Origin of the sequence: Chondromyces apiculatus DSM 436 (assembly GCF_000601485.1) — a bacterium.
In the GTDB taxonomy this organism is placed as follows: domain Bacteria; phylum Myxococcota_A; class Polyangia; order Polyangiales; family Polyangiaceae; genus Chondromyces; species Chondromyces apiculatus.
Genome location: NZ_ASRX01000094.1, coordinates 25,505 through 48,424 on the forward strand (window position 1 = coordinate 25,505; position 22,920 = coordinate 48,424).

16 protein-coding genes and 1 pseudogene are annotated in these 22,920 nt (G+C 71.0%); 6 read left to right on the forward strand and 11 right to left on the reverse strand.

Annotation, left to right across the window (positions count from 1 at the left end; translation table 11 throughout):
* Positions 1-4: 4 nt before the first annotated feature.
* The 3 genes from CAP_RS46525 to CAP_RS38610 form a co-directional block, all read right to left on the reverse strand.
* Positions 5-3,022 carry a response regulator gene (locus CAP_RS46525; protein ID WP_052376738.1) on the reverse strand — a complete coding sequence of 1,006 codons (3,018 nt, stop codon included), beginning with the start codon at positions 3,020-3,022 and terminating at the stop codon, positions 5-7.
* A 19-nt stretch (positions 3,023-3,041) separates the two neighbouring features.
* The gene (locus CAP_RS38605) at positions 3,042-3,842 is read right to left on the reverse strand and encodes an alpha/beta fold hydrolase (RefSeq protein WP_044250229.1); all 801 of its coding nucleotides are present in this window, start codon (positions 3,840-3,842) and stop codon (positions 3,042-3,044) included.
* 251 nt (positions 3,843-4,093) lie between these two features.
* Positions 4,094-4,894 (reverse strand): alpha/beta fold hydrolase, encoded by an 801-nt coding sequence (locus tag CAP_RS38610; protein ID WP_044250231.1) that lies wholly within the window; start codon positions 4,892-4,894, stop codon positions 4,094-4,096.
* A gap of 324 nt (positions 4,895-5,218) precedes the next feature.
* Between CAP_RS38610 and CAP_RS52975 the strand changes: the two genes are divergently transcribed.
* Entirely contained in the window at positions 5,219-5,869 is a 651-nt protein-coding gene (locus CAP_RS52975; protein ID WP_052376739.1) for a TM2 domain-containing protein, read from the forward strand.
* A gap of 104 nt (positions 5,870-5,973) precedes the next feature.
* Positions 5,974-7,770 (forward strand): hypothetical protein, encoded by a 1,797-nt coding sequence (locus tag CAP_RS38625; RefSeq protein ID WP_044250233.1) that lies wholly within the window; start codon positions 5,974-5,976, stop codon positions 7,768-7,770.
* Positions 7,771-7,843: 73 nt separating this feature from the next.
* On the opposite strand, the gene CAP_RS38630 is transcribed toward CAP_RS38625, so the two are convergent.
* The 6 genes from CAP_RS38630 to CAP_RS54545 form a co-directional block, all read right to left on the reverse strand.
* Positions 7,844-8,299, reverse strand: a complete 456-nt coding sequence (locus tag CAP_RS38630; RefSeq protein WP_044250234.1) for a hypothetical protein — start codon at positions 8,297-8,299, stop codon at positions 7,844-7,846.
* Between the two features lie 171 nt (positions 8,300-8,470).
* Entirely contained in the window at positions 8,471-10,627 is a 2,157-nt protein-coding gene (locus CAP_RS38635; RefSeq protein WP_231511951.1) for a beta-galactosidase, read from the reverse strand.
* Positions 10,615-12,864: a complex I subunit 4 family protein gene (locus CAP_RS38640; RefSeq protein WP_156041525.1), complete on the reverse strand. Its 2,250-nt coding sequence runs from the start codon at positions 12,862-12,864 to the stop codon at positions 10,615-10,617. Before CAP_RS38640 ends, CAP_RS38635 begins: the two co-directional genes overlap by 13 nt.
* Positions 12,861-14,570 carry a hypothetical protein gene (locus CAP_RS38645; protein WP_044250236.1) on the reverse strand — a complete coding sequence of 570 codons (1,710 nt, stop codon included), beginning with the start codon at positions 14,568-14,570 and terminating at the stop codon, positions 12,861-12,863. Before CAP_RS38645 ends, CAP_RS38640 begins: the two co-directional genes overlap by 4 nt.
* 15 nt (positions 14,571-14,585) lie before the next feature.
* Positions 14,586-15,830 (reverse strand): ribosome biogenesis GTP-binding protein YihA/YsxC, encoded by a 1,245-nt coding sequence (yihA, locus tag CAP_RS54540; RefSeq protein ID WP_063748823.1) that lies wholly within the window; start codon positions 15,828-15,830, stop codon positions 14,586-14,588.
* The gene (locus tag CAP_RS54545) at positions 15,827-16,162 is read right to left on the reverse strand and encodes a gamma-butyrobetaine hydroxylase family protein (RefSeq protein ID WP_044250238.1); all 336 of its coding nucleotides are present in this window, start codon (positions 16,160-16,162) and stop codon (positions 15,827-15,829) included. The genes yihA and CAP_RS54545 overlap by 4 nt, the downstream gene beginning before the upstream one ends.
* 314 nt (positions 16,163-16,476) lie before the next feature.
* Between CAP_RS54545 and CAP_RS38660 the strand changes: the two genes are divergently transcribed.
* The 4 genes from CAP_RS38660 to CAP_RS38675 all read left to right on the forward strand — a co-directional run bounded on the left by CAP_RS38660 (position 16,477) and on the right by CAP_RS38675 (position 20,619).
* Positions 16,477-17,643 carry a metallophosphoesterase gene (locus tag CAP_RS38660; RefSeq protein ID WP_044250240.1) on the forward strand — a complete coding sequence of 389 codons (1,167 nt, stop codon included), beginning with the start codon at positions 16,477-16,479 and terminating at the stop codon, positions 17,641-17,643.
* A gap of 180 nt (positions 17,644-17,823) precedes the next feature.
* A complete protein-coding gene (locus tag CAP_RS38665; RefSeq protein WP_044250241.1) occupies positions 17,824-18,990 on the forward strand; it encodes an AAA family ATPase in 1,167 nt (388 codons plus the stop codon).
* Positions 18,990-19,694 carry a DUF4276 family protein gene (locus CAP_RS38670; RefSeq protein ID WP_052376742.1) on the forward strand — a complete coding sequence of 235 codons (705 nt, stop codon included), beginning with the start codon at positions 18,990-18,992 and terminating at the stop codon, positions 19,692-19,694. Before CAP_RS38665 ends, CAP_RS38670 begins: the two co-directional genes overlap by 1 nt.
* A gap of 136 nt (positions 19,695-19,830) precedes the next feature.
* Positions 19,831-20,619 (forward strand): ATP-grasp domain-containing protein, encoded by a 789-nt coding sequence (locus tag CAP_RS38675; RefSeq protein WP_044250243.1) that lies wholly within the window; start codon positions 19,831-19,833, stop codon positions 20,617-20,619.
* A 23-nt stretch (positions 20,620-20,642) separates the two neighbouring features.
* Here CAP_RS38675 and CAP_RS38680 read toward each other — a convergent pair whose 3' ends face one another.
* Entirely contained in the window at positions 20,643-21,992 is a 1,350-nt protein-coding gene (locus tag CAP_RS38680; protein WP_044250244.1) for a hypothetical protein, read from the reverse strand.
* Positions 21,993-22,796: 804 nt separating this feature from the next.
* A pseudogene (locus CAP_RS49315) lies at positions 22,797-22,920 on the reverse strand (IS5/IS1182 family transposase); the annotation flags it as partial.

The window sequence follows — 22,920 nt, forward strand, 5'->3', positions numbered from 1 at the left end:
GTACTCAGGGCAGCGCCCTGCGCTCGGCGGCCACCAGCGAGGGGGGCTTCGTGATGGGGCGTCTCAGCGAAAGCTCGCTCGTGACGGCTTGCTGCTCTTTCAGCGTCGCTGCGAGCGCTGGCGCCGCGTCCATCCGGGAGGACACCGCGTGCTCCAGCTCCCCGCAGCAGCGCGACAGCCGCAGGGCCCCCACCATCGCGGAGCTGCCTTTCAGGGTGTGCGCAGCCCGCTCGAGCTTCGGCCAGTCGCCCTCCTCGTGCGCCGCGCGCATCTGGGCTGCGAGCGCCGCCAGGTCCGCCATGAAGGTGTCGAGGATGCGGCCGAGCGACGACGCTTTGCCGCCGAACAGGTTGCTCAGGCGAGCCCACACCTCTGGATCGATCGACGGCCCCCCCTCAACCCCGGCGGGCGCCGCCTGCACGAACGTCGTCAGCCGCGGCGTGGCGTTCACGGCGCGCTCGAGCGCCGCCGCGAGGTCCTCGATCTGCACCGGCTTGGCGACGAAGTCGTTCATCCCTGCGGCCGCGCACCGCTCCTGATCGCCGAGCAGCGCGTTGGCGGTCATGGCCACGATGCGCGGCTGGATGATGGTGGAGCCCAGCGCGCGGATCGTCCGGGTCGCGGTGAGCCCGTCCATCCCCGGCATCTGCACGTCCATGAAGACCACGTCGTAAGTGCTGCTCTTGACGGCGTCGACAGCGACCTGGCCGTCGGGGACCACGCTCGCCTCGTAGCCGAGGCGATCGAGCATGAGCAGGGTGACCTTCTGGTTGGTGGCGTTGTCCTCCGCGACGAGGAGCCGCAGCGCCTTTCGCTGCGCCTGCGTCGAGGAGGCCTCCTTCGGCTGCGCCGCCGGCTCCTGCGCCTCGGGCGGTGTCGCCACGGCCAGGAGCGCATCGCGGAGCGCGCGCCGCCGGATCGGCTTGCGCACGAACCCCGCGATGTCGATCTGCATCCCCGACACCTCACCCGGCGCCTCCCCCGCCGCCACCAGGAGGAGCACGGCGCCCGCCGGTCGGTCCGGCAGCATGCTGAAGAGCCCGGCGAGCTCCCACCCTGACTGCCCCGGCATGGCCGCGTCGACCAGCGCCACGTGGAAGCGCTCACCCTGCTCCAGCAGCGCGAGCGCCTCCGGGCCGGACCCTACCACGACCGTGTCCATCCCCCAGGTCGCGGCGTGCTGCGCCAGGATCTTCTGGCTCGACCCGTTGTCGTCGACGATCAGCGCCCGCAGTCCGCCGAGGTACGCGAGCCCGGGCGCTGGCGCGGCTGCCGTCGCCGACACCGGCGCCGCGGGCAGCGGGAGGACCACGTGGAACGTGGAGCCCACCCCGACCGTGCTCTCCGCCCCGATCTGCCCCCCGAGCAGCGTGCTCAGCTTCTTGCAGATGGCGAGCCCGAGCCCGGTCCCCCCGAACTCGCGCGCGATCGAGGCGTCCACCTGGCTGAAAGACTGGAACAGCCGGCCCATGCGATCGGCCGGAATACCGATGCCCGTGTCCCGTACCGCGAGGCGCACCAGGCTCACCGCACCGCTCGCCACAACGCTGGCGTCGCCGTTCGCCGCGCCGCCCCCGCCACCTCCCGCGCGGCTCACCTCCACCAGGATCTCGCCGGTGCGGGTGAACTTCACCGCGTTGCCGATGAGGTTGATCAGGATCTGCCGCGTCCGCGCCGGATCTCCCACGACCCGCGCCGGCACGTCCTCGGCGATGAGCGCCCCGAGCTCCAGCCCCTTCTCCGCCGCCCTCGGCCCGAGCAGCACCACCGCCTCCTCCACGCAGGAGCGCAGGTCGAAGGGGATGGACTCCAGCTCCAGGCGCCCCGACTCGATGCGCGACAGGTCGAGGATGTCGTTGATGATGGTGAGCAGCGCCTCGCCGCTCGCGCGGATGGTCTCCACGAAGTCCCGCTGGTCTGCCGTGAGCTTCGTCCCTTCGAGGAGCGTCGCCATGCCCAGCACACCGTTCATGGGCGTGCGGATCTCGTGGCTCATCGCCGCGAGGAACTCCGACTTGGCCCGGTTCGCCGTCTCCGCCTCCGCGCGCGCCGCGTCGAGCGCCTGGTTTTTGTCGAGCAGCTCCTGCCGGGCGAAGTGCTGCACCGTCACGTCCACGAACACCCAGAGCCGCCCCTGGATCCCGCGCACCGAGGTGGGCGTGGTCGACACCGCGAGCACGCGACCACCTTGCGGGCCCGGCATCTGCGCGCCGCCAGCCTGAGCGCCGCCGGCGTGCACGCCGCTGGCCTGCACGCCGGCGGCCTGCACGCCGCCGGCTTGCGCGCCCGCCATGCCCTTCGTGAAGATCCAGCGCTGGTCACGCAGCTCTGCCGAGGGTGAGCGCAGCACCTCGGCGAGCTGCGCCCTGATCTCGTCCCGGTTGTCGGCGCGCGACTGCAGGGAGCCCATTGCCCGCGCCACGAGCCAGGGCGCCACCGCGCCCTGCTGCACCTTGAGCATCTCCGCAGCGGCGTCGTTGACCCACGCCTCGGAGCCCCCCTCGTCCATGAACACCAGTCCGTGCGGGAGGGTGTGCACCATGGCGTTGAAGCGGGCCCGCAGCCCCTCGGCCCGGAGTGCCTCCGCCTCCACCTCGGCGAGCAACCCGAAGAGCCCGGAGAGCCCTTCGAGCCGCGCCCGCTGCAGGGGCAGGTAGGGCTGGTCATCGGCCTGGACGAGCACCACCGCGCCCCGCAGCCCCTGTCGCCCCGCGAAGGGGAGGACGGCGGTGCTCCCTTGCAGCCCGCTCGGCAGCGGGCTCAGCGCGGAGCGCGTGCTGCGGTAGATGCACTCCCCCGTGCGCACCGCGTCCCCGACGATCTCCGTGCTCACCGCGTCACCCCGCGGCAGCGTCGGCGGCACGCTCGTCAGCACGACCATGGTGACCGGATCGACCTCTTGCAGCACCAGCGCCACGTCGGCGCCGCACTCCTCCCGCACGCAGGCGAGGACGCGCTCCAGGTTGTCTTCCGCCCCGACGCGTTGACCCGCGGCGAGCACCGCGAGCGCGCGTCGGGTCATGGCCGCGCCTGGCACCGGCTCACCCGAAGAACGAGCGGATGGCCTGCGACGTGGCCTCGGGGGCGCTGGCGTGCGGGAAGTGCCCCGAGGCCTCGATGGCCAGGTACTCGGCGCACGGAATCTTCTTCGCCATGTACTCCCCCACCGACATGGGGACCACGAGATCGCCCGTGGACTGCACGATCAACGTGGGCACGCGCAGGCGCGGCAGATCCTCCCGGTGATCGGACTCGAGGATCATGCGAATGATGGGCTGGGCGATGTCGGGCCGGATCGACGACAGGGTCTCGGCGAACTCCATGGCGAGGTGCGGCCTGTCGGGCGTCGCCATCATCGCGCCCGCGTAGCCCGCTGCCCAGGCGTGGTAGTTGGTCGACATGGCATCGTAGGTGGCATCCGCCGCCTCGGCATTGAAGCCGCCTTTGTAGTGCTCCTCGTCCATGTACCGCGGCGATGCTCCGAAGAAGATCAGCTTCTCGAAGCGCTCCGGCTGGTCGATCGCGGCGAGCAGGCCGATCATCGCGCTCATGGAGTGCCCCACGTAGTACACGCGCTCGGCCTTCGCGGCGCTCAGCACCTCGAGCAGGTCCGTCGCGTAGCCGCGCAGCGTCGCGTACCGCCGCGGGCTGTAGGCCGACCAGTCGGAGCGGCCGTGGCCCACGTGATCGAAGAGCAGGATCTTGTAGTACGGCGAGAGCGCCTCCACCTGCCGCCACCACGAGGTCTGGTTGCCCCCGAACCCGTGCGCGAGGACCACCAGCTTCTCTCCGGTCCCTGTCAACTGCACATGGTTCCGGATCATCACGTCATTGACTGCCATCTGGACCTCCTCGAACGCCAGGCGTCATGGGCAGCACCCCCCCTGGACCCTCCGAGGAAAGCACAGCCCGCAGCCTGTTTCCCACCCCCAAAACTACCGCTCGGCAGCGGACCGAGTCGCAACCCGTACACACGCTCGGCCATCGTTGGACCATCCGTCACCCGACGGAACCGCCCGGACGCGAGCACCCCTTCAGGGGCCGAGAGACCTCACCTTTGCGCAGACGGGTCATGGCCGCGCCTGGCACCGGCTCACCCGAAGAACGAGCGGATGGCCTGCGTCGAGGCCTCGGGTGCAGTGATCTGCGGGAGGTGCCCCGAGGCCTCGATGGCCAGGTACTGGGCGTAAGGGATCTTCTTCGCCATGTACTCCCCCACCGACATGGGGACCACCAGATCGTCTCTGGACTGCACGATCAACGTGGGCACGCGCAGGCGCGGCAGGTCTTCGCGGTGGTCGGACCCGAGCACCATGCGAATGATGGGCTGAGCGATGTCGGGCCTGAGCGAGGCCAGGGTCGCGGCGAAATCCACCGCGAGGTGCGGCCGGTCTGGCGCCGCCATCATCGCTCCGGCGAAGCCCGCGGCCCAGGCGTGGTAGTTGGTCGACATGGCATCGTACATGGCCTCGGCCGTCTCCGCATCGAGGCCGCCCGTGTATCCCTCCTCGTCCATGTACCGAGGAGACCCGCCGAAGAAGACCATCTTCTCGAAGCGCTCCGGCTGGTCGATCGCGGCGAGCAGGCCGATCATCGCGCTCATGGAGTGCCCCACGTAGCACACCCGCTCGGCCTTCGCGGCGCTCAGCACCTCGAGCAGGTCCGTCGCGTAGCCGCGCAGGCTCCCGTAGCGTCGCGGGCTGTAGGCCATCCAGTCGGAGCGACCGTGGCCCACGTGATCGAAGAGCAGGATCTTGTAATGAGGCGAGAGCGCCTCCACCTGCCTCCACCACGTGGTCTGGTTGCCGCCGAACCCGTGCGCGAAAACGATCAGCTTCTCTCCGGTCCCCACCATCTGCACATGGTTCCGGACCATCACGTCATTGGCGGCCATCGCGTCCTCCTCTGACGCCGCTTGCAACGCAGCGCCTCCCCCTGGACACTCCGAGGAAAGCACAGCCCGCAGCCTGTTTCCCACCCCAAAGCTACCGATCGGCATGGGATCGAGCCGCGACCCGTACACACGCTCGGCCGTCGTTGGACCATCCGTCGCTCGACGGAACCGCCCGGACGCGAAGCCCCTTCAGGGGCCGAGAGACATCTCCTTTGCGCCGAGGAACGAGGTCCATGCGCAACTGCGAGCGCGGTTACTGTAGCATGGCCGTGCGGCGGCGAGACGGGCCTGCCCCCCCTCGAATCCGGCGCAGGAAGAAGCACCATGAGCGCAGGCAACGGTTACCCGCCCCCACCCGGAGGAGGCTGGGGCAGCGGACAGCAAGGCGGCGCCGGCGGAGGTGCCTGGGGCGCGCCACCTCCCGGCGGTGGGTGGGGTGCACCGCCGGCCGGTGGCAGCTTCGGCCCGCCTCCTGGCGGCGACTGGGGTCCGCCACCTGGCGGGGGAGCCTTCGGACCGCAGCCTTCCTCCGAGCTCGCTCCGTTCTCGGACAAGGAACAATCGACGGCATTCGTCCTCGCCCTGTTCCTCGGCATGCTCGGCGCAGACCGCTTCTACCTGGGGCAGATGGGCCTTGGCATCCTCAAGCTGCTCACCTGCGGCGGCTTCGGCATCTGGGCCATGGTCGACACCATCCTCATCGGCATCGGCACCATGCGCGACGACAGGGGCCTGCTCTTGCGGCGAGAGCCGGCCGCGGGCTACCCGCAACAGAGCCAGTCGACGGCCTTCCTGCTCGCGTACTTCCTCGGCTACTTCGGAGCGGACCGCTTCTACCTCGGCCAGACGGGCCTCGGCATCCTCAAGCTGTTCACCTGCGGCGGCTTCGGCATCTGGGCCCTGATCGATCTGGTTCTCATCGGCATGGGTAAACTGCACGACAACGCGGGCAATTCGCTTCGCTATGAGGCCTGACAGGTGACCGATCTCCCCGAGCTGGACCATCCCCGGAGCGCCCGGACTCCCCGCGCCCGCGCGCCACGCATCGGCGCCCACCCTGCCGTGACCACTCCCGACGCATGAGAGGCCAGCAAGCCGCCAGGAAGGCGCCCAAGCCGAGGCTCCCCGACGCCCAGTTTGCCCACCTCAGCGATCAGGAGCGCCGCGCCCTCAAGGAACTCGCCGAGGTCGAGCGCGCCATCGCCATCCTGGAAGGACGCAGCGAGGGCAACGCCGAGGATCTCGCCTTCGCGCGCAAGGAGGCAGAACGCCTCCGCGATGCGGTCACCACCGCGCTCGATCGGGTCGACCACAACATGCGCGAGGCGCGGCGGGCCCGCATTCACCGCGCGCTCGGCGCCACGCTCCTCGTCGGCGCCATCGCCGCGGGCGCCTTCCTGATCCTGCCCCGCGCGCGCAGCTACGTGTCGGCCCGCGCCACCATGATGGAAGCCGTCGACAAGGCGGCCGCCCCGTTCCTGCGCGAGGGCTTCGAGCTCACCGAGTCCAGCTCCGGCAAGGCTCCCCTCACCGTCGCCGGCGAGCGCGGGCGCTGCTACGTGGCCATCGCCGGCGCCGAGAGCGGCACGCCGCAGGTGCGCGTGGAGCGCGGCCCCGTCTCCGTCGAGGGCAACTCGGTCGGCCTGTGCGGCTGCGGCATGGAGCCTTTGATCTTCAGCGTCAAAGGCGGCGAGGGCGTCGAGCTGCGCGTGCTCGCCGCGCCCGTCGCCGTCACCGGCGGCGCGGACCTGCTCCACATCCTCCCCACGCCCCCCGAGGCGCGCGTGGCCGAGAGCGCGGATCGCCGGTGCGCCGAGGAGGGCATCGACGCCTTCATCACCGCCCACCCCCCCGCGGGCGCTGGTGAAGCGCGCGAGACCCGGGTGGAGGCCCTCGGCCTCCGGCGGGTCGCGTCGGCGCCGGCGAGCACCCCGCTCGTGGTGCTCCCCGCCGTCAAGGAGACGTGCTTCCTCGCGCAGAGCGACGACCCAGACGACGCGCTCAGCCTGCGCCTCCCCGGCGGCGAGCGCCCCATCCAGAAGGCGCGTGGCGCCATCGTGGCCTGCGGCCGCGCCCTCGAAGGCGTGAGCGTGTGGCGCGAGGGCAGGGGCGAGCTGACCGTGTTCTCGGCCCCGGCGCGGCTCGCGGGAGGCCTGCTGGGCATGCGTGAGCTGGCGACCCTCGCCGGGCGCACCGCCGAGGTGTGGACGCCCCCCGACGACCACACCTTCGACGCGGAGATGACGCTCATCGCCAGCGGCCTCGGCCCCCTCGCCCCCGGCGAGTCCGCCACCACCCCTCCGAAGGGCGAGGCCCCGGCGGCCCCCGGCGCTTACGCGCTCTTCCTCGCGGCCTCCACTGACAAGCGCTCGCTGCTCGACGTCCCCGACAAGGCGCCCGACACGCTCTGCCGACCTCCGGTGCACATCGGCGTCGCGCATGGCCTCTGCCTCGAAACGCGCCCCGGCGCCCTCGGCGACCCCGGGAGCTTCCCTCCGGGCACGGCGCGCGCGAAGCGCCCCTCGTGGCTTCCCGTCGTGCGCGGCAACCGCGCGCAGCAGGAGCGCGCCCTCGACGTGCTCGCCTTCGCGCGGCGCATGGCCGTGTCCGGCTTCGAGCTGACCAGCCTCACCGGCTTCGTGGAGATCCCGGGCGGCATCGAGGTCACCGGCCGCTCCGGCGAGAAGGAGATCGTCGCCCTCGTCCTGAGCCAGTCCCCTCCGTACGTCTATCCCCTCACCGACGGCCCCGCCTGGACCCTCAGCGGCGACCCCCAGGTCATCCAGCTCCCTGCCGGAAAGTCCGTGAAGCTCAAGGCCGTCCCCCCCCTCCTCGGCCCTCGCAGCAGCCGGGAGACCATCCTCTGGCGCCGCTGAAGCGCGGACGCGCTGAGCCGCTGACGCGATGAAGCGCTGACGCGCGGCTCACCCGCGCGGCGGCCTCGCGCCGCTACTTGGCGTGGCAGAAGGTGTTGATGTCGTTCACGAGCTTGCTGTTCTGCTCGTGGAGGGACGAGACCTGCTTCAGCGCAGTCATGGCCTTCCTCGGATCGCTCTTCATGCTCTCGCCCGCCTCGCGCGCGGCCACCGCGAAGTCGCCGTAGGACTTCTTCATCTCGTCGCGGAGCTTCACGAGTTCGGGCACCTTCACCTCCACGGCGCCGATCGCCTTCATCGAGGCGTCCAGATCGTCGCCCATCTTCTTGAAGGCACTGCCGTCAATGCCCTGCATCCCCTCGGAGACCTTCTTGTTCTCCTGGTTGAGGATGGCGATCAGCTTGTTGCACTCCTCGGTCTTGCTGGTGCATCCCGTGACGCCCAGCGCGCCGGCAACGCCGGAGGCAAGGAGCGCGAGCGAGAGGACAGGGATTCTGGCGAGGCGACACGCAACGAACACGCTACGCATGATGAGTCTCCCCTTTCTGGAGCCCGTGAAGAGCAGAGCGACGGCGCTGGGCGCGCACACGTACCCCTCCGCGTACGACACAATGACGGAGGAAGACGAGGGGTAGCGACCATCGGGAACGAAGGGGCCCGGAGCCCCTGTTCCACGCGCGCAGTACTAGTCCAACCGCCGTTACCGATCCAGCGCCAGCATGCGAACGGTCCGCGGCATCAACCGGATCTCGAGCAGCCCCGCGGATGCGCGCCCCATCGTCGTCGGCTTCCCCGACCCCCCGGAGCCCCGCCGCACCTCGTAGCGCCCGTCTTCGAGCAGGTCCGTGGCCCGGTCCGCGTCGATGGCGACGCGCGCGATCACATCCATGTCGCCGGGGTTGATCAGGAACAGCACCCGCGGCTGCCCCGCGTCGTCCTCGTGCACCGTCGCGAACACCCCCTCCGGATCGCAGGCGTACGTGGGCAGCCCCAGCGCCTCGATCGCGCGCGCCACGGCCGCGTTGGCGGCCGCCGGATCGGCCTGGAGAAGCTGCGGGTCGTGGGCCGCCGCCCGCGGCGCGCGCAGGCGTGACAGATCGTAGGGCTCGGGCAGCGCCCGGAATGCGCCGTCGAACACCGGCTCTCTCGGCCCCAGGGTGACGAGCGCCCCGCGCTGAGCTGCCTCCTCCAGCCGCTGCAGGAGCGAGGGCTGGAGGGCCCCCGAGGTCGCGCAGATCAGCCACTGCGCCCCCCCGAGCGACACCTCCCGGTCCTCTCCGCCCACGTAGGCGTACGGCACCCCGCGCACGTCGAGCGCCTCCTCGAAGGCCCGCGCGAACGTGTCGGCCTCCACGGCGAGCGGGTATCCGAGCCCGAGATCGTCCTCCAGGCACCGCTCCCGCGCCCCGGCCCCCAGCACCGAGAAGAACGCCCCGATCAGCGGCCCGAACGCATGCATCGCCCGCGTCAGCCTCCGCTCCGAGCGCGGGACGAGGATGCGCACCGGCGTGCGCCGCTTCAGCGTGTGGAACGACGTCGCCTCCATCGCCGCCGAGAGCTTCCGCCAGAACGCGGCGAACGGCCGCTTCCTCCCCCGCCTGTCGATGGGCGCCCCGATCCACCGATCGCGCTCCACCGCCATGTACACGTTGTAGCCGCGCAGCCCGTAGGCCATCGCGGTGAGCACCGTGAAGGCGCTGTCGCGCTCCTCGAGCGGCGGGAAGAACGGCGGGAACCCCGCGCCCATCTCGCACGCGAACGCCGGGATCCCGAGCCCCTCGCAGCGCACCGACAGCTCCGTCGTCCGCCGGGCGATGATGGCGCGGCTCACCGGCGCCGCCGTGTTGTAGTAGTCGAGGCCGCACAGGTCGACGACGCGCGTCAGCCGCGCCGCGTTCAGCGCCGTCGTCTCCTGCCCCATCGGCAGGTTGTGCGTCGTCGGCACCCCGTCGAGCCCCGCCTCGGCCAGCGCCCGCGCGAAGCGCCCCATCGCCGTCTCCAGGAGGTGCTCGTGGAACTCGCACCAGTCGAGGTGCCGCGGCAGATCCTCCGGGTGCTCCGCGTCGAAGGACGTGGGCGGGGTGATCGACGCGAAGCGCTCCCCTTCGTCCATCGGCGGCTTCGACGAGCGCTTGCCGTACGCCCGCGTGAGCGCGTCGATGGTCCGGTACTTGTCCCGCAGGAACGCCCGGTAGAGCGCGATGGCGTCCGGGTGGTAGTCCTGATCGTAGGCCCCGTCCCGGAAGTACATCGCTCCCTCGTTGTCCACCTGGAGCATCACGATCGGCCCCGTCGGGTAGAGGAGCGGCGCGAGCGAGGGCCCGAGCGCGTGGAAGTACCGCGCCACCTCGTCGTGGAACGCCTCGCTCGCGTAGCTCGGCACCGGGAACCCCGAAGGCAGCATGGGCAGCATCACCGGGTGCCCCTCCGGCGAGCGCGCCTGGCAGCTCGGATCCCAGATCAGCCGCTCCGGGATGCCAAAGCAGGTCATCTCCGCGTTGATGTGCGGCCCTGGCCGCGCGATCACGAAGAGCCCCATCTCGTGCGCGAGCCGCATGAACGCCGCCACGTCCCGCTGCGGGTCCCGCTGCCCGAGCTCGAACATCCCCGGCGCCGTCTCGTGCACCGCCCACGGCACGTAGGTGTCCACGAGCCGCAACCCGAGGTCCTTCACGCTCTGCAGACAGGCGCGCCAGTCCCGCGGGTCGAGCCGCCAGTAGTGCACGCTCCCCGCGAGCAGCGGCAAAAGCTCCCCCCCGATCTGCAGCCCCCCCGACCACAGCCGCACCCCACGCGTCCAGCGCGCCCGCGTCCGCGCGTCATCCATGAGCGACACCCCGCTGTTCACCACGCCCATTCCCGCGCCCGTCCTTCGCCGTGACCTTCGCTGTGACCCTCGCCGCGCCCGTCACCGCGCCCATCACCACGCCCATCGCCGCGCCCGTCACCGCGCCCGTCACCGCGCCCATCGCCGTCAGAAAACATCACACCGCTCCCGTCCACCCGCGCGACCTCGACCGCCGCTGGCGGCGCCGCCAGGGCGATCTGGGTCGGTGACGGAGGATCCAGCCGGCGGTGCAGGTCGAGCGCCGCGCGATCGCTCACCCCGAGCAGCAGCCGCGGAGACAGCCCGAGCAGCACCACCAGCGCAGCGAGCGGCGCGGCGAGCGCGAGATCGCTCCCGCCGAGGTCCGGCCCGCGCCCCCGCGGAGCCCCTGGCAGCACCTTGCGCAGCGCGGTCACCATGGCGACGGCGCCGAGCACCACCCCGGGCACCACGAAGAGTGCGAGCCACGGGTAGCGCGGCACCACCCCGAACAGCACCAGCGTCTCCGCCCAGAACCCGCTCAGCCCTGGGAGCCCCACCGATGCCGCGAGCCCCAGCGCGAGCAACCACCCCGCGCGCGGCATGTCCGCGAGGAGTCCCTCGAGCCCATCCACGGAGCGCCCCCGCGCCCGCACTTCCACCACCGATGCCACCAAGAACAGGAGCGCGGCGAGCACTCCCTGCTGGAAGAGCTGCGCTGCTGCCCCCTGCATCCCCTGTGGCGTCAGCGATCCCACCCCGAGCAGCACCAGCCCCGCCCGGCTCACCGAGGCGTACCCCAGCAGCCGCAAGAGATCCCGCTGCCCCACGGCCATCGCCGCGCCGCCCACGAACGTGAGCACCCCGAGCGCCGCCATCCCCCCGGCGCCCCACCGCGTCGCGTCCGGCAGCACTCCCGCGTGGAGACGGATCACCGCGTACCCTGCCGCCGAGAGCACCCCGCCCCCGAGCAGCACCCGCGCTGGTGCCCGCGCCCCGCTCAGCGTATCCGGCAGCCACCCGCCCAGCGGCACCACCGGCAGGAACACCCCGACGGCCACGAGCAGCGCGCACCACACGAGCGGCAACGCACCGACCCCGAGGAGCGAGAGCCCCTTCGACACCCAGTCCACGCGGGACAGCTCCGGCAGCGCCAGCGACCGCGCCGCCACCGTCCCGTCAACCAGGTAGCTCGGCCCTCCGTTCCGGTACAGCCACCCTGCGGACAGCACGAGCAGCACCACGCTCACCACCGACACTCCGAGCAGCCGCCCCGAGGCGCGGCGCACGTCCGGCGTCCTCCCGGACCGCAGGTACGCCGCGAGGGGCAGCAGCATCACCGCCCACGCCACGCAGAACAGCGCGAGGTCCTGGGCGACGAACACCCCGAGGAGCCCCGCCACCGACACGTCCAGCAGCGCTGGCTCCCCGCGCCCCCCCTGACCCTCGCGCTCCTCCGCGAGCCTCGCCAGCGCCACCGCGAGCCCCACCAGCGCCCCGAGCAGCACGAGCGCGACCGAGATCCCGTCGACGCCGACGAAGTGCTCCATCCCCAGCGAGGGCACGAGCGCCCGTCGCTCCACGTGCTGGAGGCCGTCGTTGCCATCGACCCGGCTGAAGCCCGCATCGAAGGTCGCGCACACCCACGCGGCGAGCAGCACGTTCAGCGCGTGCGCCCCCACCGGGAACAGCCGCCCCAGCACGGCATCTTTCACCCGCCGCGACAGCACCGCCCCGAGCGCCCCGAGCAGCGGCACGAGCATGAGGAGCGACAGCGCGTGCTTCCCGACGAACCCGAGCCCACGTCCCCTGTCGGCGTGGATCCCCATCGCCGGAGGCAGCTCCGCGCTCGCCACGCCGACCTCGGCCTCCACCGAGGCTGGCACCACCACCACGTGTCCGTGCAGCGAGGTCGCCCGCGCCCCGTCCGCCTTCCACCGCACGGTCACCGTGCGCCGCTCTCCGGGCCGCAGCAGGGTCTGCCCCCCGCGCTCCAGGGCCGCGGTCACGCCCGGGGGCGTGCGTGGATCGTCCACCGAGGTGCGCACCGCGACCCGCTCCACGCGCGCCGGCGCATCACCGACGTTCTCCACCACGAAGGTGCCCACGAAGTCGGCGCCCTGCGCCTCCAGCTCCAAGGGACCCGCCGGCCCCGCCCCCGTGCCGCGCAGCACGAGGCGTCCCCGGGGCGCCTCGGCGTGCGCCGGGCTCGCGGCGCCGAGCATCACCGCCGCGGCACAGGCGAGCGGCAAGAGGCGCTTCATCGCAGCTCCAGCCCCTGCCTTCACGACGCACCTCCCTCGGCCACCGCCGCGTCTTGCACCTTCCGCGGGGCCCTCATCCGCTGCCCCACCCACCGCGCGAGCAGCACCCCCGCGAACGGCAGCGCGAGGAGCAGCACGCCCGCCGCGCCGCTCCCCAGGAAGCCCAGCTCGAACAGCGCATCGAGCCGCACCACCAGCAGCACACCCGCGTACGCCGCGGCACCCGCCGCGACCCACACGGCAGCGGGCACCCGCTCCGGCAAGGTGCTCAGGAAGGCCACCGCCTGCGCCGACTTCAGCGCCGCGCCCAGCAGGAACAGCGCGCACGACAGCGACACCAGGCCGAAGCCGCCCCACGCCTTCTTCCCCCCGAGGTCCTTGCGCAGGAACGCCGACCCGGACTCGTCTCTGAGCACGAGCTGATCCTGCAGCTCCCGGAACGAGAGCGTCGGCCCCACCGGCACGATCGCGATGTCCTCCCCGGGCGCCACCGAGACCCGCTCGATCGAGGCCACCTCGAACCCGTCCCCCGACACCGTGGCGCCCCCGCCCGGCAGCACGATCATGGCGTGCGCGCCCGCCGAGATCTCCTTGCGCACGAACGGCGCCACCGCGAACGGCTCGGGGTGCGCCGCGAGCTGCGCCCGGTCCGCGAGCCCGAGGAACACCTGCGCCCCCGGGAAGCTCGCGAGGCTCAGGTGGGCCCTCGCTCCCGCGCGCGTCCGGAGCTGCTCGATGCTCGGACGCGCCCGCGCTTCCCGTGCCCTGGCCGCGGCCTCACCCTTGACGTCCACCGCCTCTTCCGTGCCCCGGCTCCCCCCTACCGCGGCCCCCTCGCCGCCCGCGTGCACCGCGACGAACCGGGCCCGGTAATCTGGCAGGTAGCGTCCATCGCTCAGCCACTGCCCGCCCATCCCCCAGAAGAGCAGCGCCGCGCCGAGCAGCACCACCGCGTCTCCCGCGTGGTGCGCGAGGAACGCCCAACCCGCAGCGCGCGCATCCTGCCCCTCGCGCACGTCACGCGCCTCGCTGCCGGCGTCCGCATCCTTCGCGTCCGCATCCTTCGCGTCCGCATCCTTCGCGTCCGCATCCTTCGCGTCCGCCGCTCCCTTCGCGTCCGCCGCTCCCTTGGTCCCCGCCATGGGCTCCCAGCGCAGCGCAAGGAGCACCGCCGAGGCCACCGCCAGCCCCTCGGCGCCCAGCAGCATCACCACCAGGTTGTCCGCGAGGGCGATCAGCACGGCCGACCCCGCGAGCCAGCAGAGCCCCGCCACGGAGCGCGACCAGACGCCCTCGCCCGCAGCCTCGCGCGTGGCGCGCGTGCGCCCTGCCACCACCAGCACCACCACGGCCCCGATCGCCACCGCGAGCGAGAGCGCCGCGCCGAGCAGGTCCATCGAGAAGGCAAGGCTCACGTCGAGCGAGCCGATACGCCCGAGCGTCCACGCCACGCCGTGCAGGCAGCGGCGCGCCTCGTCAGTCCCCTGCAAGAGGACGAGCTGCACGAGCGCGAGCACCGCGCCCGCGACCGACGCCCCGAGGCCGACCAGCGTCGCGCCCGCGCCCCCGAGGTGCAGCTTGCCGGCGAGCGCCCTTCCCGTCCCTTCCCGCTCGAAGCGCAGCCCCAGCGTGGCGCACACCAGGGCAGCCACGAAGAACAGCAGAGGAAGGCACCAGAGCGGGATCAGCGACGGCGTGACCTGCGTGATCTTGCCGGAGTACTCGAGCATGACGGCACCGCCGGGTCAGGACGAACCAGAAGGCTCCCGCGCGTTCGACGACTCATTCGACGACTCAGATGCGGCCGACGACTCAGATGCGGCAAGAGGCGATGCCGTTTCCGTCGACGTGCCCTCCGCACGCGACGCCTCCTGCACGCCGACCCCCGCCCCCGAGGTGGGCGCCGACTCCAGCCCGAGCGCGTGACGCCGGATGGAGACCCACAGCTCCCGGCGCCCCTCACCCGTGATCGAGGAGAACCCCAGGATGGGCCGCACCGGGATGTTCAGCGGGACCTCTTCCTCGGCGCGGTCCGTTGCTCCCTCTGCCGGGAGCGCGCCTGGCCGCAGCGCTCCGCCGCGCACCGAGGCCGGCGCGCCTGCCCCGCCTTGCCGCTGCGCCCCGCCGCGCATCGAAGGCGGCGCGCTCGATCCACCTGACCTCATCGCACCGCGCAGCGGCGGCGGCGCGCTCGATCCACCTGGCCTCGACGCCCCTCCGCGCAGCGAAGGCGGCGCGCTCGACCCGCTCCGGCGCCCACCCTCCGGCGGCAGCGCCCCTCCACGCAGCGAAGGCGGCGCGCTCGACCCGCTCCGGCGGGGCGGCTCCGAGGGCCCCGCGCTCTTGCGGCCCTGCGGCGCCTGCTCCGCGTCTCCCCTGGCGACATGGGCGGCCTGGTAGACCGCCTCGGCCACCGCGCGTGCCAGGCGCGAGAGCACGCTCTTGCGCTGCGAGCTGGGCAGCTTGTCGATCTTGGTCGCCACCAGGATGAGCTGCACCGGCCTGCGCGTCGCTTCCTTGGCCGCCTCGACGAACTGGATGAGCTCCAGGTCGTCTTCGAGCAGCCCTCGCCGCGCGTCCACGAGCAGCACCACCGCGCCGAGCGTCACCCGCCCGCGCAGGTAGCCCTCGATCAGCGAGGCCCACAGGTTCTGCTCCGCCTTCGAGCGCCGCGTGAAGCCGTAGCCCGGCAGGTCCACCAGGCGGAAGACCGCCCCGTCGCGCGCCTTCGCCTCGAAGACGTTGATCTGCCGCGTCGAGCCCGGCGTCGAGCTGGTCCGCACCAGGCCGTGCCGCTCCACGAGCGCGTTGATCAGGCTCGACTTGCCGACGTTCGAGCGCCCCGCGAACGCCACCTCCGCCGTCGTCGGCGGCGGCAGCCCCTCGAACCCCGCCGCCGCCTTGTCGCGGCCCGCGTTCATCGTCACGCCGACCCCGCCGACGTACGAGGCCTGCACGATCTGCAGCGGATCCAGCTTGCGGGTTGTCACGACTGCCCCGGCGGACGGAAGCCCGGCTTGCACTCGTCGCACTGACAGAGCGAGCGCAGGTACCGGTAGGTGTAGATCCCGGTGTCGTGCCGGTCTCCCCAGGTGAACTGGAGCGCGTAGTTGCCGACCTGTTGCAGCTCTCTCATCTCCAGGTCGCCTCCCGGCACGTACTTGATGGTGCCGCTGTGCCCCTGACAGTGGGCGCACGGGCAATAGCCGCGGAGAACCTCGTGCGGCAGCACGGAGCGGTGGCCATCGGCCCACCGGATCTCCATCACCCGTCCCCCATGGGGAGCCTTCACGTCGCGGGGTGTGGTCTTCGGGTCCTGCATGGGATGCCTCGGCTCGAACCGGCACCACCTAACACGCCGATCGCCTGGCGCAAACTGGCGTGGCTCCCGCACCCAGTCGTGGGGAGCGCCCCTCGCGGGCACCACGCGGGCACCTCGCGCCGCCTCCGCGCCGCCTCCGCGCCGCAGCTCCAGGCCCCCCCTCCGTCCCGCACGCGCCGTCTCCTCCTCACCGCCCCACCGCCCCACCGCCCCACCGCCCCCGGGCAAGTCCGAGCACGAGCGCTAAGCTAGCGAGGTCCACGCCCCACCCGCCGCGGCACCCCGCCGCGCAGGCCTCGGGGCGGGCCCCGCTCATGCGCCGTTTCTGGATCGTCATCCACCTGCTCACCGCCCTCTGTCAGGTCCCCTTCGCCCTCGGCCTCCACCACGTCCTCGCCTCCCTCGGGGTCCCTGGCGCGCCCTGGCTCGCCGCCATCGCCGGCATCCTCGCCGCCGCGCTGCTCCGCGTCCCCCTCCGCCGGGTCATGGCCGACCAGCCCTCCGCCGGCGTCTTCGCGCCCCTCGTCCGCCTCGGCGAGGAGCTCTACTTCGCCCACTGGTGCGCGACCCTCGGCGCCTCCGTCCTCCTCCTGGTCGGGCTCGTCGTCCTCGGCCTCGCCCACCTCACCTTCCCCGAACGCGTCTCCCTCGGCGTCGGCGCCCTGGCTGCCGCGATCTACGGCGCCTGCCTCGTCCTCGCCCTCTACGGCGTCCTCATCGGCCGCCGCTGGGTGCGCATCCGCACCATCGACGTCTCCATCCCTGGCCTCGGCGCCGCCTTCGACGGCTACCGCATCGCCCAGCTCTCCGACCTCCACGTCGGCTTCATGTGCCCCCGCGAGCGCATCGACACCTGGGTCGCCCGCGCCAACGCCCTCGAGCCCGACCTCGTCGCCCTCACCGGCGACTACGTGACGAGCGGCACCGCCTTCCACGACGACATCGCCAGCGCCCTGTCGGCCCTCCGCGCCCGCGACGGCGTCTTCGCCGTGATGGGCAACCACGACTACTTCGGCGACGGCGACCCGCTCGTCGCCCGCCTCCGCGCCGCCGGCATCGTCGTGCTCCGCAACGAGCACACCCAGGTCTCCCGCGCAGGCGACCGCATCACCCTGGCCGGCGTCGACGACGTGTGGACCCGCCGCGCCGACGTCGCCCGCGCCGTCGCCGGCCGCGACCCTTCCCTCCCCCTCATCGCCCTCGCCCACGACCCCGCCCTCTTCCCCAAGCTCGCGGCGAAGGGCGCCTCGCTCGTGCTCAGCGGCCATACCCACTGGGGCCAGTTCGCCGCCCCGGTCGGGGCCACCCGCCACAACCTCGCCCGCTTCTTCTACCGCTTCCACGCTGGCGTGTACCGCGACGGCACCGCCACCCTCTACGTGAACCCTGGCATGGGCACCACCGGTCCCCCCATCCGTATCGGCGCCCCGCCCGAGATCACCATCCTCCGCCTCCACGCCGCGCAAGCGAGCCTCACGTAGCAGCACCAGCTCTCCTCGTGCGTTCCCATCTGCCGCTCGGCGCTCGACGGCGCTCGACGAAGAGAGATGCAAGCGAGGGTCAGTGGCCCTGGCACCGGCCTACGGAGGCGTTGACCCGTGGAGAGGGAAACACCATGCTCGCGGGTGCCCAATCCGAGGCCCATCACATCGAGCGTGACGATGGAGAGCAACCTTCCGTCTACATCGGGCGAAGAGAACCGACGGGCGACATCCAAGCTAAAACGTGTCCGGATTGCAGGGTTCCGCTCTCTGAAGCGTGTAGAGCTAGCCCTCGGTCCCGTCACCATCCTCATCGGACCCAATGGAGCGGGCAAGTCGAATCTCCTGGGCGCACTCACGATGGTCCGGATGCTGGCGTTCGATTCGCTGCAGTACTTCGTGAGCCGCCGGGGCGGTGCCAAGTTCCTGATGCACTACGGCCCGCACCAGACGCGCATCATTGAGCTTGGGCTCGAGTTCGAGACGAACAAGGGTCAGGAGCTGGCTTACGAGGCGCGGCTCGACTTCAGTGCCGACAACAGCCTGCAATTCGTCGAGGAACGAGCCGGGTTTCGCCATCAGAAAGACCAGTCCTGGAGGTGGCACTCCATGGGGACCGGCCATCGTGAATCGCGTCTCAAGGAGAGAGCGGAGACAGAGCGCAGCGAGAGGGGCACGACCGCTCGGACAGCGCTCTGGCTGCTGCGACAGCTAAATTTTTACCATTTTCACGACACCTCCATCAATTCACCACTGCGAACCTTCTCGGATCCGGAGGCTGACACCTTCCTGCGTTCTGATGGCGACAACCTGGCAAGCTTCCTCTTGGCGCTTCGCGACTCGTCCGACGAAAACCGTAGAGCATCGTGGAAGCGCATCCAGGGCCTTGTGCACCGCGTCGCGCCCTTCGTACGAGAACTCCAGCCGGTAAGTGGACGAGATGGCGTACGCCTCGATTGGGTCGATGACCGTGGAGAGCTGTTTGGTCCGTCGCACCTCTCAGACGGGACATTGCGTGCCATCGCCCTGCTTACAGCTCTGGGTCAACCCTCCGATCTGTTGCCGGGTCTGACGTGCATCGACGAGCCTGAGCTGGGCCTCCATCCAGCGGCGCTCGCAGTTCTCTGCGGACTTATCCAGAGCGTCGCTACACGCCGACAGGTCATCGTATCCACGCAGTCTCCCGCAGTGCTCGACGCGTTCTTGCCGAGGGATATCGTGGTCGCTGAACGGAAGGACGGTGCGACTGAACTGAGGCGCCTCGATGAAGAGGCCTTGGCCTCATGGCTGGAGGACTACTCGCTGTCCGAACTCTACGACAAGAACATCCTCGGGGGTCGGCCGTGATGCGGCTGTACATCATCGTCGAGGGAGAGACCGAAGAGTACTTCGTGAGACATGTGCTGGAGCCACATCTCGCGTCGCTCGGAATCGCTACTTTCGTCAGCATCGTGGCCAAGAGTCGTGATCGTCATGGGACGAAGCAAAAAGGCGGTGGCGACTGGACGAAATGGCGAGACGATCTGGTGAAGCTCATGGGCGAGCAACGCGGCACCAGCGTCCGCTTCACCACCCTCTTTGATCTGTACGGTCTCCCCAAGAACTTCCCAGGCTTCAAGACGCACGGCGCTGTAGCAGACACGAACAAGCGGGCGGCGCTGCTTGAAGAGGCGATGAAGGCCAGAGTCAACAACGACTGGCGCTTCATCCCGTACCTGCAGCGGCATGAGTTCGAAGCGCTCGTACTCGCAGGACTCGACAAGCTCAATGAAGTTCTCGACGTCGAGGACCGTCCCGCGCTGCTTCCACTCCAGCAGCTACTCCGCGTGATCTCGCCGGAGGAGGTCAATGACGGCGAGGAGACAGCGCCTTCGAAGCGGCTCGAAGCAGCCATCCTGGGCTACAAGAAAAGTGTGCATGTTCCTCTGGCTATTGAAAGCATCGGTCTTGCGGCTCTCCGCGCACGTTGTCCTCGCTTCAGCGAATGGCTGACGAAGCTCGAAGCCCTCGCTCCCGAAGACTCAAAGCCACCGCCTTCGGAGATCCAGTAGAGGCTTTGCGTCTTCTGTGCGGCATGACCGGACTTGAATCGTCGATCAACTGTAGCCAGCCAGCGGAAACCGACGCGCAGAACCTCCCAGCCTTGTCCGATCGCCGCGCCTCGGGCACCCTGCCCTCTGCGCCCGCATGCCCACCCTCGTCCTCTCGCACCGCTACAGCTCCGACTCGAACGCGCTGTTCACCGCGGCACTCAAGGCCGGCTGGGACGTCGAGCGCCTCCACACCTTCCAGTGCCCGGAAGGCCTCGCCGCGCGCGAGCCCGTCCTCTACGGCGAGACCCTCCTCGCCGACGCCATCGCGGGCGAGCTCGGGATCGCGCTGCTCGAACCCGACGCCGCCTGGCTCCCGGATCTCCCCGCGCGTCACCGCCTCCGCGAGGTGCGCCTCACCACCCTCGCCGAAGCGCTGACCCTCCACGAACGCGTGTTCGTGAAACCCACCGACGAGAAGTGCTTCCCCGCGCGCGTCTACGCGGACGGCGCCGCGATCGATCCAGACCCGGTGCTGCCGCCGGACCTGCCGGTGCTCGTGAGCGAGCCGGTCGTCTTCGAGGTGGAGTTCCGGTTCTTCGTCCGCGGACGCGAGGCCCTCACGCTCTCGCCGTACATCCGCGGCGGGGAGCTGGCGCGCGACGCCGCGGGGGACTGGGAGGCCGACACCGCGGAGGTCGAGGCCGCGTCCGCGGCGCTCCGGGCCCTGCTCGCCGACCCCGAGGTGGCGCTCCCTCCGGCGGTGGTCGTCGACGTCGGGAGGATGGCGGGCCGCGGGTGGGGCGTGGTGGAGGCCAACCCCGCGTGGGCCTCGGGCCTGTGCGGCAGCGACCCCGCCCGGGTGTTGCCTGTGCTGCGCCGGGCGACCGTCCCTCAGGCCGCGCTGACCGACGAGGACCGGCGCTGGATCCGGCGGGTGGCGTAGGAGATCAGAGGCTCAGGAGAGGGTCACTGGGCCACGTCGAGCAGGAGCAGCGTCACCATGGTCGCGCCGTTGCTGCTCGGGTTCTGCACCAGCACCTTGTAGTTGCCGGGCTGGATCACCGTGTTCGGGACGGCGTCCTTGTCCTTGTCGACGACCACCACCCTGTCGCTCGACCCGTCCCGCACCTCCAGGTCCAGGTTGAGGGAGCTGTCGTCACCGGCGGCGAGCGCCACGGTCGGGGTGCCCGCCACGTCGATGCCGCTGAAGGTGCTGCTCTGGTTCGGCTCGAGCACCGTCCCGAAGAACGCCCAGTCGCCGCCGCCGTGGAACACGAGCCCCGGCTGCACCTGCTCGGACAGCTTCGACCCGTAGCGGATCGCGCTCGAGAACGACTGCAGGAGCCTGTTCGCGGGGATCGCGTAGCCGCCGTCCTGCATCAGCGCCATCGCCACGAAGGAGCCGCTCGCCTTCGAGTCGGCGAGGCTCAGCCGGATCTCGTAGCGCCCCGAGGCCGGCGGCGTGAACTCCACGACCGGGTTGGCGTCGTCGGCGGTGTCGCTCACCAGGACCCGCCCGTTCTCGTCGGCGATGCCGATGTCGACGTCGATGGCGTTGTCCTCGCCGCCGCCGATGAGGGCGTACTTCACCCCGCCGTTGAACGTCTGCCACATGCTCTGGATGGAGCGCGTCTTCACGAACGCGCCGAGCACGCAGGCGTGGTCGCGGTCGAACCCGAGCGTCGTCTTCTGCTCCACCTGGTGCGCCATGGCCGCCACCCGCCCCACGGCCTGCATCATGTACATCCCCGGGCGCCACGCGTTGGCCGCCGACGGGTCCCCGCGCGCGGGCAGGGCCCGGTCCACGGCCGGGTTCGAAGGAGGCGGGAGCTGCGGCAGCGGCTCGCCGGAGGCGCGCCCCGCGAGCGTGCCGCTCGTGCGGATGTCGTTGAGCTGCCTGAGCACCGCCTGCACCTCGTCGCCGCTCATGCTCTTCAGCCGCTCGGTGATGGTGGCGACGAAGGCGAAGGTGTCGTCGATGCGCCGCTGGTCCTGCCGGTACTCGGCGACGGTCATCTTGCAGGTGTTGAAGCCGTGGCAGAGGGCCACGCGCTGGTCCTTGAGCACCTGGATGAGCGTGTCGGCCGCGCGGATCGCCTGCTGCTTGTACTCCCCCGACGCGCCCACCACGCCGCCGACGTCGAGGCTGCCGCTCGCCGAGACGCCGTCGTAGTTGAGGCCGAGCTGCGAGCAGTCCTCCCGCACGATCTCCCCGACGGGCGCGGGGCACTGGTACGCATTGTACCCGGCCGGTCCTCCGTCGCCCGGCTTCTGGGTCTCGCCGCAGGCAGCGACGAAGATCAAGGTGGTGCTCAAAGCAGCTCTGACCGTCCTCCGGACGCAAGTACGCATCGGAGCAATCTAGCGGGGGCGTAATCCATCTGGAAGGGCGGACTGGGCAGCGCGCATGACTTCGGAGAGGCGTGAGGGAGCTGGTCGGGGAGAGCGCCCGGTGTGAGGAATCGTCTCGATGGCGGCGTGGGTAAGGTCGCCAGACGACTTTTCCGAGGTCCGTGAGGCGTACGTAAGCTCGCCAGACGGCCCCGCGAGGACCGTGAGGTGTGGGTGAGGCCGCAGAGCGGCGGGCGCGGGGTCAGGACGGCGGGGGTGAGCCAGCGTAACGAGCTTGGTGAGGTCAGTGACACGTACGTAAGGTCGCCAGACGGTGGGGCGTGCTCCGTGAGGCGTGGGTAAGGCCGCGAAAGAGGCCTGCGGGGGTCAGCACGGTGGGCGTGGGGGCCGCGAGAGACGCTGGTGAACCACGGGACGATGGGGGCGGAAGCGGGGGAAGAAGCTCGCCGTGGTGGAGGCGGGATGGCGGCCTCCCGGGGTCCGTAACCCATGTCACAGGGACTGTCTTGACCGCCGCGCCACGCCCTCCGTAGCCTGGGAGGGAACGTCCAGACCGGGATTTCGGTCCGGACCGCGGGGATCGGGATGCGGTCGCCGTCCGCGGCCTCGTCTCACGGGTAAACCGAGGGGGCGTCACCCATGTCCATCGTGGCATTCGCAGATGCGAACGGAGTCCAGGACGACGCGAGCTGCTACGGGATCGGCGTGATCTCGGTGAAGGCCGAGGGGCTGGAGCGCTTCAACGCGCTGTTCCACTAGGGCCTGTCCCTAAATTCGCAGCCAGCAGAGAGCGCAGGTCAGAGCGACCATGGCCGCGTAGTTACGTGCAGTCTTCTCGTAGCGTGTGGCAAAGCGACGGAAGCGCTTGAGCAGGTTGAACGTGCACTCGATG

Excerpts from the sequence above, each read along its gene's own strand:
- CAP_RS54545 (WP_044250238.1), bottom strand. The coding sequence starts at position 16,162 with ATGCAGGACCCGAAGACCACACCCCGCGACGTGAAGGCTCCCCATGGG.
- CAP_RS38610 (WP_044250231.1), bottom strand. The coding sequence starts at position 4,894 with ATGGCCGCCAATGACGTGATGGTCCGGAACCATGTGCAGATGGTGGGG.
- CAP_RS38630 (WP_044250234.1), bottom strand. The coding sequence starts at position 8,299 with ATGCGTAGCGTGTTCGTTGCGTGTCGCCTCGCCAGAATCCCTGTCCTC.
- CAP_RS38660 (WP_044250240.1), top strand. The coding sequence starts at position 16,477 with ATGCGCCGTTTCTGGATCGTCATCCACCTGCTCACCGCCCTCTGTCAG.
- CAP_RS38635 (WP_231511951.1), bottom strand. The coding sequence starts at position 10,627 with ATGGGCGTGGTGAACAGCGGGGTGTCGCTCATGGATGACGCGCGGACG.
- CAP_RS38625 (WP_044250233.1), top strand. The coding sequence starts at position 5,974 with ATGAGAGGCCAGCAAGCCGCCAGGAAGGCGCCCAAGCCGAGGCTCCCC.
- CAP_RS52975 (WP_052376739.1), top strand. The coding sequence starts at position 5,219 with ATGAGCGCAGGCAACGGTTACCCGCCCCCACCCGGAGGAGGCTGGGGC.
- CAP_RS38665 (WP_044250241.1), top strand. The coding sequence starts at position 17,824 with ATGGAGAGCAACCTTCCGTCTACATCGGGCGAAGAGAACCGACGGGCG.
- CAP_RS38675 (WP_044250243.1), top strand. The coding sequence starts at position 19,831 with ATGCCCACCCTCGTCCTCTCGCACCGCTACAGCTCCGACTCGAACGCG.
- CAP_RS46525 (WP_052376738.1), bottom strand. The coding sequence starts at position 3,022 with ATGACCCGACGCGCGCTCGCGGTGCTCGCCGCGGGTCAACGCGTCGGG.
- CAP_RS38645 (WP_044250236.1), bottom strand. The coding sequence starts at position 14,570 with ATGCTCGAGTACTCCGGCAAGATCACGCAGGTCACGCCGTCGCTGATC.
- CAP_RS38670 (WP_052376742.1), top strand. The coding sequence starts at position 18,990 with ATGCGGCTGTACATCATCGTCGAGGGAGAGACCGAAGAGTACTTCGTG.
- CAP_RS38605 (WP_044250229.1), bottom strand. The coding sequence starts at position 3,842 with ATGGCAGTCAATGACGTGATGATCCGGAACCATGTGCAGTTGACAGGG.